13 protein-coding genes are annotated in these 11896 nt (G+C 37.1%); 5 read left to right on the top strand and 8 right to left on the bottom strand.

All coding sequences use genetic code 11. The features are described from left to right. Positions 1-66: 66 nt before the first annotated feature. Complete coding sequence (locus DIS06_RS10330; RefSeq protein ID WP_110113183.1) at positions 67-972, bottom strand: extracellular catalytic domain type 1 short-chain-length polyhydroxyalkanoate depolymerase; 906 nt, start codon at positions 970-972, stop codon at positions 67-69. 264 nt (positions 973-1236) lie between these two features. Between DIS06_RS10330 and DIS06_RS10335 the strand changes: the two genes are divergently transcribed. Both DIS06_RS10335 and DIS06_RS20740 read left to right on the top strand, forming a co-directional pair. Then, complete coding sequence (locus DIS06_RS10335; protein WP_110113184.1) at positions 1237-2793, top strand: RQC-minor-2 family DNA-binding protein; 1557 nt, start codon at positions 1237-1239, stop codon at positions 2791-2793. Between the two features lie 275 nt (positions 2794-3068). Beyond that, the gene (locus tag DIS06_RS20740; RefSeq protein WP_275425424.1) at positions 3069-3191 is read left to right on the top strand and encodes a hypothetical protein; all 123 of its coding nucleotides are present in this window, start codon (positions 3069-3071) and stop codon (positions 3189-3191) included. A gap of 225 nt (positions 3192-3416) precedes the next feature. Here DIS06_RS20740 and DIS06_RS10345 read toward each other — a convergent pair whose 3' ends face one another. The 4 genes from DIS06_RS10345 to DIS06_RS10360 form a co-directional block, all read right to left on the bottom strand. Further along, a complete protein-coding gene (locus tag DIS06_RS10345) occupies positions 3417-3806 on the bottom strand; it encodes a sporulation protein (RefSeq protein ID WP_110113185.1) in 390 nt (129 codons plus the stop codon). A gap of 31 nt (positions 3807-3837) precedes the next feature. Next, a complete protein-coding gene (locus tag DIS06_RS10350) occupies positions 3838-3996 on the bottom strand; it encodes an FbpB family small basic protein (protein WP_110113186.1) in 159 nt (52 codons plus the stop codon). Positions 3997-4290: 294 nt separating this feature from the next. Next, positions 4291-5271 (bottom strand): AAA family ATPase, encoded by a 981-nt coding sequence (locus DIS06_RS10355; protein ID WP_162595939.1) that lies wholly within the window; start codon positions 5269-5271, stop codon positions 4291-4293. 18 nt (positions 5272-5289) lie between these two features. After that, complete coding sequence (locus DIS06_RS10360) at positions 5290-6351, bottom strand: T4 RnlA family RNA ligase (RefSeq protein WP_110113188.1); 1062 nt, start codon at positions 6349-6351, stop codon at positions 5290-5292. A 378-nt stretch (positions 6352-6729) separates the two neighbouring features. Here DIS06_RS10360 and DIS06_RS10365 point away from each other — a divergent pair, with 378 nt between their 5' ends. From DIS06_RS10365 to DIS06_RS10375, 3 genes are all read left to right on the top strand, one after another. After that, entirely contained in the window at positions 6730-7038 is a 309-nt protein-coding gene (locus tag DIS06_RS10365) for a PadR family transcriptional regulator (RefSeq protein WP_110113189.1), read from the top strand. Between the two features lie 17 nt (positions 7039-7055). Next, positions 7056-8249 carry a chromate transporter gene (locus DIS06_RS10370; RefSeq protein ID WP_110113190.1) on the top strand — a complete coding sequence of 398 codons (1194 nt, stop codon included), beginning with the start codon at positions 7056-7058 and terminating at the stop codon, positions 8247-8249. A gap of 149 nt (positions 8250-8398) precedes the next feature. Beyond that, positions 8399-9406 (top strand): DUF3231 family protein, encoded by a 1008-nt coding sequence (locus DIS06_RS10375; RefSeq protein WP_162595940.1) that lies wholly within the window; start codon positions 8399-8401, stop codon positions 9404-9406. A gap of 125 nt (positions 9407-9531) precedes the next feature. Here the strand turns inward: DIS06_RS10375 and DIS06_RS10380 are convergent, their stop codons facing one another. The 3 genes from DIS06_RS10380 to DIS06_RS10390 form a co-directional block, all read right to left on the bottom strand. Then, complete coding sequence (locus DIS06_RS10380) at positions 9532-10188, bottom strand: S-layer homology domain-containing protein (protein ID WP_162595941.1); 657 nt, start codon at positions 10186-10188, stop codon at positions 9532-9534. A gap of 268 nt (positions 10189-10456) precedes the next feature. Next, positions 10457-10723 carry a hypothetical protein gene (locus DIS06_RS10385; protein WP_239422008.1) on the bottom strand — a complete coding sequence of 89 codons (267 nt, stop codon included), beginning with the start codon at positions 10721-10723 and terminating at the stop codon, positions 10457-10459. A gap of 206 nt (positions 10724-10929) precedes the next feature. Continuing rightward, positions 10930-11838 carry a C45 family peptidase gene (locus DIS06_RS10390; RefSeq protein ID WP_162595942.1) on the bottom strand — a complete coding sequence of 303 codons (909 nt, stop codon included), beginning with the start codon at positions 11836-11838 and terminating at the stop codon, positions 10930-10932. Between the last annotated feature and the right edge of the window lie 58 nt (positions 11839-11896).

Genomic DNA, 11896 nt, shown 5'->3' on the forward strand with positions numbered 1-11896 from the left:
CACCTCTTTTTCATCATCGCCTAATGAAACAAGAGATTATTTTAATACAAATAAAAAATACATGATTTATTCACCATGTATTTTCTCAAAAAATGTCCACATAACACGACTCGCGTCAATGCCTGTTGGATCTGTATACGTACCTTCTCCTGTTCCACCAGACCACGCATGACCCATATGTGCGACCATATACTTCTCTAGCAGTACCGTTCCATCTTTACTTTTGTATTGGTACATCGTATACCTTTTACCTCCAGGAACTTCTCCACTAACTGTTTCATCTGCTTGATCCTGAATCCACCCATCTATCTTTCCATTTTCCACCAAGTCATTTGTTGCGATCCATTGTGTAATCACTTGATCACCGTTAATAGGTGCTACAATCGTGTCTGAATCACCTTGAAAAACAATAACAGGCATGATTTTTCTATACGTTCCCATTGCTTCATATGCTTTTATGCCTTGCTCAGTCGGATCTGGCCCACCTTTAGCCATCGCCGTAAGCGCTTGTGTCACACTCGTTGCTGCTTTATATTCTAATCCTGCACTTACTCCAACACCTGAAAAAACATCTGGATATGTGACAGCAAGGACCACACTCATCGCTCCTCCTGCTGACAACCCTGCGATGTACACACGCTTTTCATTGATTCCATATGCTTCCTTCACTTCATTTACCATCCCAACAATAACGGCAGGCTCTCCTTCTCCACGCTTTTGGTGTTGTGGATCAAACCAATTCCAACATTTATTAGGATTAGCAGACTTCGTTTGCTCAGGATACAAAACGACAAATTGATGTTCTTCTGCGATAACATTCATATTGGTTCCCGCTGCAAAATCATCTGCATGCTGCGTACATCCGTGCAACATGACCATAAGCGGAAGCTTTATACCATCTTGATAAGAGCTTGGTATGTAAAGCTTATACTTCTTTCCTTCATACGCATGTGACGTAAATAAACCACTCAAGTGTTTTCACACCTTTCTCGTCTTTTGATAGATTGTCATACAACCATTTATCATTACATGCAGCATTAGTTTCTAAACTATGTGAATATCCCCACTTTTATAATACGATTTTATTCTTTAAATTCCTTCATAGACCGGTAAGCTTTCTAAATAACTTTTTAGCATGTATTACCTCACAAAGTACATGCTAAGCATGGCACATTCAAATTTTGTTCTTTCGTGCAAGAAGCGTAGAATACGAAGTACACGAAAGGAGTCAGAGTAATGGCAGTACCTAAAAAGCTTTTAATTGACATTGAATCGTATCCACGGCTTACCTTTCTTCCGCTCGGTCGTAAAAATAGATTTGTTCGTTCTTTAGCAAATGATTATACAAAAGGACTTTTAGCTCGTCTAAATAAAACTGTTGAAAAAGCACTTAACGATTATGAAGAAGAGGATATTCGCCTACTTCAAATCTTCTTATACAATGAAGAAATAGGTGGTATTCCCATTCCTATAACGAAGCAGGAAGAAGTCTATCCTTACTTATGGAAAGCAGATGCATTTTTATGGAGAACCTTTAGTGAACAAAAAGGCATTCCTATTCACTCGCATGAGTTTGACGAAACATCGTTTGTTGAGATGACAAAAGAGCAACTTGACGTCTATATAAAGCGAGTCGTGAAAAGCTACATGTTTTGCGCTCGTATTCATGACACAACACGCCAAGATTGGCTCGGTCATGTGAACAAACGATTTTACGAGCATCCTCTTGTTTCGCTTTATCATCGAAACAAAGAGGATATTTTAGCAATCGAGAATGTGAAAACATCACCTCTTCTCTTTTTAATGAAAGATCCTGATCGAATAGCTTTTTGGCGAAGTCGGATTGAAGTGATGATGCGACCATTTCGTTCTATGCCTCTTCATGTATTTAATCACGGTGTGTTTTCTTGTCCTCACGAAATGAACATCGCCTTAAATGAACATGAAGAAACGATGCACATCTTATGTGACAAGTGTGAAATTGATGTTACTTACCACGTTGTCAATGATGTCGTTACGTTCAAACATGACTTTAACATTATGTTAACGAGTAAACGCCTTGCGACAACAAAGAGACAATTTGATGAGATTATTCAAACTAATTCTCATGTTATGGATAAGCTTCATTTGCTTCAAAAATGGCAACAGCAACTGTTGAAACAACAGTCATTATTCAGTCAATTGAACGATATATGTTATCAAATCAACGAATACAAGTTTGAATCTAACTTGATGATTCAAACTCCACTGTTAGCTTTTTTATTTAAACTAAAACGGAGTTCAATACCGAACTCATCTGATGAGCTTATCACATTACCATGGTTCTCAAAGTGGCAACTTGATGATGTAGCAATGCTAAATGAAGGAAAGAAATTTGACCACTACTTAAAAGCAGAAAGGTTGACAGAATATTTATCTGAATGCTTAAAAGAAGCGAGAGATATCCTAAAAGAAACAAAGAAATCACTCGTTACCAAACCTTTACAGATTGGTCGTATCAAGCTATCCCCTACTCAATTGTGTTTGTTGTTACAACTTATCAAACAGATTAAAACAACGGAAACACAACAAACGTATATTGCTATTTTAAGCGGCAATCTTTCTAGTAATTTAAGGCGAAAACAATATGATCAACTAGATTCTTATAAAATATTGAAGCACCTAAAACCGAAGTACTTTCTGACCCTTTTTTCACAACTACAAGAATGGAAATTGGTACAAAAAGAGCGAGTTGGATTTTCACTTACAATGAAAGGAGAATCGATCTTACAACTCTTTATTGATCATCAATAAAGAGTTCTTAATTATCCAAATTATAGGTTGATATAGTGGGAATAGAGATGCAATGGATGAGGAATCTAGATTCTACATGTGGAATACTTTGTAATGGTTGATTAAGTTGAGAATACCTACTCATACAACTAAAGGAGAGGTATGTCTATTTACATCATACAAAGGAACACATGGTTCATGCTATAAAAGACCAAGCGGACACTTTTTCGGTGCCTGCTTTTTTGTCTCATCTGCATCTCACAATGATTGTTCCTTCATTTAGGAAGAATAAATAGGTGATAAGTAAGAAAATTGACATTGTGACAGGTGCAAGCCGCTCAAAAGGAATCGAAACTGCAATTTGCCGGGAGTTAGCGAAAAACGGGATTCAAAGGTCAGATTATCTACTCAAATGGTAGGTTTTGGGATTGATTAATAACTATCTAAGCGCTCTATCGACTCTTACACCTTTTAAAAACACGAACAGTCCGCATCAAACAGATTCTTTCCATCTTTTGACGCGGTCTGTCTCTTTTCACTTTCCATTGACTTCAATAACTCATTTCCCACCACAATTTTCAATCATTATTTTGAGACAAAAAAACAGCACTCTCTATGAGAATACTGTCATTTCATATTCGTTTCTACCTCGCAATCCGAATCAAGTCCATATCCCTACTCTCAACTCCTTTTGAGAACGTGAGCTTCGTTTTAAATTGATATGAAAAATCTTTTGTTGAAGCACCGATGGTAGAAGAGAGCTGAAACGTGAATGATAACTTGCTATGCTGCTCTGGATGAATATAGGTTGACGTTAAAATACTTGTTGTGTCGACGACTTCCTCTTCTCCTGTTCGATGATTTACTTTTACTAAATCACAATCAATACGCTTAATATGTTGTTCCGTTGTGCCACCTCTAATATCAAAGTAACCGTGAATCGCGTCACCTGGTTTATACGTTGTCTTTGGTAATACTAAGTCAATTTGTGCAGATCCAACCCCTAAAAGGGACATATATTTTCTTAAAATCAATGTGAAATCCTCCTGTAAAAAAAATAATAAATTAGTGACTGAGATACTTATGCTTTTTCTTGTCGTGATATGCCTCAGTTGAATGAATATATTTTTCATCGATTCGTTTCTCAATTTGTTCAAGTTTCTTCTCATCTAGTAATATCGCTTCTTTATTTTCTCTGATTAATTGAAGAAATGATTTTTTCATCTGTTTGTTTCCCCTCTCATCAAATCGTAAACGGCCCACTACCTAATTAGTTGATGAAGAACAAAGAAAAAGACCTTCACCACACGTGGTAAAGGTCTTAAACGAAAACAGACCTTTACCTAGGTAGGTAAAGGTCTCGCTAACAACGCTACGTTGCCAACAACGCCGAGAGTGTATCACTCTGAAATGACGACGTTACTGTAAAAGCTACTCCCCTTTAGGGAACCGATTCAACTGTATATCTGAATTCTATGACAATTATAGATAGTTTGTCAATCTAAATCTTAAAAATGATTATTTTGCCTGCATATCTGCTTGGTGAAGGATCATGAGTTTTTCAAAAAGAGACGTACCGATTAGCAATTCCAACTCATTTAATTTTTTCTCGCTTGCTTGCATTGGTATCATATGAAATTGAACAAGGTTTACAACATCTCTTATCAACTCTTCATCATAACGTAACGTAAACAACCAATAAGCAGCTAGTTGCGCAGACACATGCTCATGACCAATGAAATTGGCATACCTCGTTGGCTCTCCTTTATAATTCCGAAACGATTTACAAAATGCCTTTCCAATATCGTGAAAAAGCGCTGCCCATACCATCATCAGCAAATCTTCACCCTTTACGTCCTCTTTTACTCTTTCATAAACATAATACGTATGACGACTCACCGAAAAGCTGTGATAAGATGAATCTTGTGGTAAGTGATAAATATCTTTAAAGTCAGGTATCACTTGAGATAGTTCTAAAAATAACGTGTCATGATCTACATCTCCTAAAATAAGGTTTTCTAAAGAATGGCGTGAAGCTACTACACTCGTAAAAGCAGGCTCTGTAAAACGAATCTCATGCCACCCTTCGTTTAAAATTGGCACTTGAAGTGATTTGTACATTCGCTCAATAACGTGCTCCCCTACTTTCCGATCCCTCTCTTCATTTCGGGATTTCGTTGTAGAAATATGTTCATTTACATAGTACGCAATTTTTTTGTCCGCCTTAATAACATATTGAATCAGATGACGACGCTTTTTTCGTCCCACATTTGTTGCGTCATAAATAACCTTTTTTCCATCTGCTAATAAGGAATTAGCTCGTTCATTCATCGTCTCAAAAATAAGTTGATTATCTTCTTGATGACTCATATCTTGAAATAATTCTTCTCGAATTTCGTCAGATGAAAGAATCATCGCATCTTGTTCTTTGGCAAGCCTCTTTGCAAATGTCGACTTCCCGCTTCCAGGCAAACCCACAAGCATCATAAATGTTCCCACGTTATTCATTCCTTTTCGTTAAAGTGCAACAAATTCCGTATATCGTTTGTAAATATGCTCCCGTAACTGACTGTCACTTAACTTTTGATCATACGCTTTAAACAGAAGATAGCGAAGGTCTTTTGGTACTTCTGACGCTACATATGAAGCAACGACTTTCCGGTCTAATCCTGCCTTTCTTGCTTTTTCTAGCCAATCGTTAACGTTTTTTTGAAGTTTCTCTAGCTCTTCATTTAACACCATTTGAAATTGTTCTAACTCTTGTCGAAACTCTTCTGGCATTTTAATCATAAGCTCTTCCATGCTATTCTCTTTCCAATATTCGGCTTTCATTTTAGTAGAAAGCCCATATGCAATTTTATGAATATCGATATAATGGTTCCCCTTTACTTTTAACCGCTTTCCATTCGGCCAGCGTAACACCCACCCTTCGCTATTATGATCGATTTCACTCTTTAACTTCACTGCTTCTTCAATGGTTAGCTTCACTTGTTCGGTCACTGCCATGCCGAGTTGTTTACCAAGTTGTAAAAGCTCTTCATACGGATAATCATATCCTGTCAATCGATTGACTGCACCAATCATAATTAAGTCTGATAAACCATTATAGTTTACGACCACTTTTGTACGTGGATCAATAATTTCTACAAGTAGAGTTAATTCGTCTGGTATATGTACAGAAGCATATTTACTATCCCAAATGTGCTGCGCTACTTTTGCTTGTTCGGACTCAAAAGAACCACGAGTTGCCCAATACACCTGCCCATCCACTTTATAGCTAATCCCTAAAGAGCCATCATGTTTCACTGTAAACTCAGGCACTTCATGAAACGGAATATCTACTTCATATTCAGGATACTCTCCATAATTAAAGAATTTTGGGAATGGCCTCGCGATAACTTCTCCGGACTTTTCATTTAAAATTAATCCACGGCATGAAAGTGTCACATCGTTCCAACGCTTTTCATACGTAACGTGCTCTGTATAATTCAAAATAACAAGATGAGCGTAAATCGGGTGTTCACGTCTTGTCACATACTTTTGTTCGACTTCAAACATATATGCGTCTTTTTCAAACATTTCATTCTCTCCTTTATAGAGATCTTTTCATGTATTTCTCTCACTATTCTACCATTCTTTTAGCTCATTCTATTTTCCTTCATTCTATATGTTTTTTGTTAGCAGGTTCTATGTTCATTTCTAAAGGGTCGCTTCCTATTTTCTAAAAGCAATTCACGACTCATCATTTAAAGAGCATCGTATAAGATAGCGATAGCTTTACATAATACAGTAAAAATTAGTAAAAATAGAATTGTGATCTAACAGTAATTCATATTGTTAACCTTATGTAAAAATTAAAACTTATCTCTTGAACATCAAAACCAAATGATGTTACACTGTTTATAGTTTTCGATATCGAAATTCGAAATCGGTTATCGAAAGTAGGAGGCGGCCACCTTGGAAGATAAAGTTTTACGAAAATTATTTTTAGGATTTATTCAAATTCACATTTTACATCACGCAAAAGAACATCCTGTTTTTGGATCGTGGATGCTCGAAGAACTTAGAGAGCATGGCTATAATATTAGCCCTGGTACACTTTATCCCATTTTTCATTCAATGGAAAAAGACGAATTATTGGTGCGTGAAGATAAAAATGTAGACGGAAAAATCCGCAAGTATTATTCAACAACAGAAAAAGGTAATCATGTACTCGTTGAAGCTCGTAATAAAGCGTATGAGCTTTTTAAAGAAATTAAAGATTAACTTGAAAGGAGTTTGTTATGAAAGAGAAACACACCAAGACAGACTTTCGTTCATTAATGGAGATTTTACTTGTTGCGACACGACTTGGTTTTACTTCGTTTGGCGGTCCTGTTGCTCATTTAGGTTATTTTCATGAGGAGTATGTGCGCAGACGTAAGTGGCTAGATGAAAAGAGTTATGCGGATTTAGTCGCGCTTTGTCAGTTCTTACCTGGACCTGCTAGTAGTCAAGTTGGCATCGGTGTTGGTGTTATGCGTGGTGGATTACTTGGAGGGCTTTTAGCGTTTATCGGCTTTACCTTGCCATCCGTCATCGCACTGATTCTCTTCGCTCTTGTCTTACAAGGATTAAACGTTGGTGAAGTTGGCTGGATTCAAGGGTTAAAAATTGTAGCTGTAGCAGTTGTGGCTCATGCCATTCTTGGTATGGCTCAAAAGCTTGCACCTGATTTACAACGCAAAGCAATTGTTTTGTTCGCCCTAGTCGCTACACTATTAGTTCAGACAGCTTTTACACATGTAGGCGTTATTTTAGTGTCAGGAGTCATTGGATACCTGATTTATCGTAATCAAACTAGTACAGATGAATCAAGATTATTATTTCCAATTTCGCGTACGTTTGGATTTGTTTGTTTAACCTTATTTTTTGGTTTACTCGTCTTATTGCCAATATTACGAGAAGTGACATCATTGAACTGGGTCGCGATGTTCGATAGCTTTTATCGCTCAGGATCACTTGTATTTGGTGGGGGTCACGTTGTTCTTCCATTATTAGAACGTGAATTTGTGCCAACAGGCTGGTTAAGTGACGAAGCATTTTTAGCTGGTTACGGTGCTGCTCAAGCTGTTCCAGGTCCGCTGTTTACATTCGCTGCTTATCTTGGGGCTGTGATGAATGGCTGGCAAGGTGGATTACTTGCAACGGTTGCAATTTTTCTTCCTGCATTTTTACTCATTCTTGGAACACTTCCATTTTGGGATACATTGCGTCGCAACCGAAAAGTACAAGGTGCTTTAATGGGTGTAAATGCTGCTGTAGTTGGTATTTTGATTTCTGCTTTCTATCATCCGATTTGGACAAGTTCTATTTTAGAACCGATTGACTTCGCTTTTGCTGCCATTTTATTCAGTATGCTGGTCTATTGGAAGCTTTCACCTTGGGTCATCGTACTAACTGGCGCGATTGGTGGGGCACTACTAAGTATTATGTAAAAATAAACTTCAAGGCTAGTTCGATTCTCATGCGAATTAGCCTTTTCTGACATCTTCTTCAGCTCACCGTCTACTCCTCATACTCGTCATGCATATCTTCCTTATGAGCGATTCATACTAGTACTACTACATAACAAGAGGTGTATAAGTTGAATATAGACGGCCGCATCGTTACCTTAACATCAGGAGAAGTCGGTTCATTATGGTCAGGCTACATTGGTGAAACGCTTCTGGCTTGTGTGATGAAAAGCTTTCTTCATAACGTAGAAGACCGAGATGCTAAAAAATTATTGCAACTAAATAACGACTACATACAAAAACGTATTGAAATTTATCATCACCTTTTTCAAACAGAAGGAATGAAAACACCTCAAGGGTTTGGTGATCAAGATGTTTTTTTAGATGCACCCAAAATGTTTTCCGATAAGTTTTACTTATTTTATTTAAAAGAAATGAGTCGAGCATCCATCATTAACTACTCAAACGCACTGTTTGCCTCCCACAGACGAGACATCCGAATGTTTATGTTAAAAAATATGGATGAGTATGTGGAAGTATTTAATGAGGCGATTGAAGCATTGCTTGAAAAAGGAATTGTGATACGAACACCAAGCATTCCAATTCCAACTGACATTTACTTTGTTGAAAGTAAAGACTTTTTAGGGAAATTTAGAGGTACACAACGCCCGATTAGCGCACAAGAAATTAAAGAAATTTACATAAACTTAGACACAAACATGCTTGGAAAATCAATAATGATTGCATTTAGTCAGTCTGCAAAGTCCAATGACCTGCGTGAATACCTCGTACGTGGCCGTAAAATTGCACATAAACATATTGAGTTATTTATTAACATGTTAACGGATGAAGATCTCCCTTCCCCACAACTATGGGATCCTGAAGTAACAGAGTCCAGAATTGCACCATTTTCTGAAAAACTGATGCACTATCATACTGGACTAGCCGCCGCGAGCGGTTTGGCAAATTATGGTACAGCGGTTTCTCAAATAGCTCGAAAAGACATCTCACTCGCATTCGCACGTCTCATTGTTGAAACAGGAAAATTTTCACTAGATGGAGCCAATTTAAGCATTAAAAAAGGATGGCTTGAACAACCACCACTTGCAGCAAATCGAGATAAATTATCAGATGATTGACAGGTAGATATTGTTAATTCACAAAAAAAGAGCGATGGAAAAAGGATAACACCCTTTTTCCATCGCTCTTTTAGCCGACTCTAAACGACTAAACTGTTTAGTTCGTCCATTATTTTTAAAAGCAATTAGTCTTCAAATTCAACATATCCACCAGCAATAAGTGCACGGTATACGAAGCTTGCAAATTGCGCACGGGAAACTGTTCCTGTTGGGTTAAAGTTATCCACAACTGTTACCCCATTTTCTGATAGGATGTTGATGTACTCACGGAACTCTGGAATTGCTTTGTTTAAATCTTTTACGGTACTAGTTTCACCTGGAACATGATCTAATTCAAAGGCAAGAACTAATACTTTAGCCATTTGTTGACGACTAATTTGTTTTCCAGGATATAAGTATTTAGCGCTTCCTACTGTCGTTCCAGTCATAATGCCATAATCGTTCATTAAGTAAGCAGCCTTAACTAATTCTTTGTCTGTTAAGTTAACTGGTACGTCAGCGAATACTTGCTTCATTAAGCCCTCGTCTTCATACACGCGTGAAATCATCTTGGCTGTTTGTCCGCGGTTAATCGCAAGGTTTGGTCTAAATGTACCATCGTTGTATCCTGTAATAATTCCCCAGTCTGCTAACGTTTCAATTGCTTCATAGTGAGAATTATTGACAGCAACATCACTAAATGAAGACTCTTGTGCGCTTGCACTAAAAGGAAGTGCAGATCCCGTAACAACAAGAGCAGCTACGGTTGTTGCCACAAATTTTTTAAACTTCTTTTTGAACATTGTAAAACCCCCTATATTTGGTAGCCTAATAATATGTAAGACAAAATAGTAAATTTCATCTTCACTAGGAGATAATACCATAAACAACTATATAAAAGGGTGTGTCATTAGAACCTATTATCTATCTTTTATCACCGAAATTAAAACATACTTTTTAACTATATAATTACTAAAATATACTTATAAAGGGATTAAATTAATATAAATACATTTCAAACCATACCAAAACACACAAAAAAACACGTAGCCTCTTTGCTACGCGCTTTTTTCAACCTACAATAGCTAATACACCGAACACTGATACAGTCAAAATCAACCCTGCATGTCCGATGATCAACCAAGGTTTATATTTTCCTCTTTGTGCTTTAATTGCTGTAATAAAGCCAATAATCGGCGTAATCGTCATCACAATGACCCAAATTTTACGTAAAACACTTGAGTCTAAATAAAAACCTGTTAACATAACAACAAAAAGGATAATGGTTAAGAAAAATAAAAATCCTGGTATAAATAAAGAAATACCTCTACTTCTCATGTCTATCACTTTCTTTCTATTAAATTACACGTATACTTAAACGCTAACATATTCAGAACTATTTGACAATGTTTATTAAAAAATAGAAATGAATACCATCACGTTAAAAAACTTGTCTTAAACATAACGTTCTTTATAATAGAAGATGCTCTTTTTTATTTGATCGTTTTAAGAAAAGGATTTTACTAAGCATTGAAGTGCACTGCTCATTTAAATGGAAACGATTCATTCGTAGCAATCGTTCCTTTTAATTTGGTAAGATAAAGCGGGTTTCCTTTTAACCAATCATCAAATGACAATATGAATGGCTGAACATCCCCTCCTATTCCAACCATCACTTTAAGTTCACTTGGAATATAAGCCACTGTATGAATCGTTCCAGCCCAATTTCGATAATCGTCTTTAAAAATAGGGTAGTCTGTTGAGTTAAATAACGAAAAAGCATCGAAGGCTGTTATGGCTTCACTAGCATGTTTCGTTAGATTAGCTAACCGCTCTTTTGACTCAACTAAATGATGACGATTTTCATCTACTAATTGCTCAAAATGATTCGTACAGCTCATCCCTTCTCCTCTGTGCACATGCACACCTCGACCAGAAGCCTCCACAATCGCCGCTGCTCCATTTCCATCATAAATTGAATAGTTAAATGCGTGTCTATGTGGCACTCTTTTTAACAAAGAGATGGCTTCCTCTGTCGTGGCACACGTATCCAATAGAAACCGAGCAATCGTGCAACAAATAAAACCATCTACTTCTCGTCTTCGGTTCACAAAATGATAACCAACTACAAGACCTTTCTCGTTCATCCCATCAATTCGTCCAATCATTCTCGTTGCAAAACCAATACTAGCGTAAGCTGACTTAGGTTTCCAAAGAAGAAAACGTCCTTCATACGTTTTTGGGTGATAATCATAGTTCCTTACATAATAACCATGCTGCATAAGAGCTGAACAACCTGATTTTTTCCATTGTTGCTGATAGCCACTATATTCATGAGCAACGTCTTCCATCTTCCATTCTAATCCTTCAGCAAGACCTTCTAACTCCTCCCTTGAACTACTCCCACTTAACACTCTTACGAGCTGTTTGAAGTGGGAGATTCCTAAGAACACTAACCTAACAGTTAGTTATTGATTAGGCGATCCCCGTAGTCCCTACGGTTAGAAGTCT

It is taken from the genome of Bacillus sp. CGMCC 1.16541 (assembly GCF_003184905.1).
GTDB lineage: Bacteria > Bacillota > Bacilli > Bacillales > Bacillaceae_H > Priestia.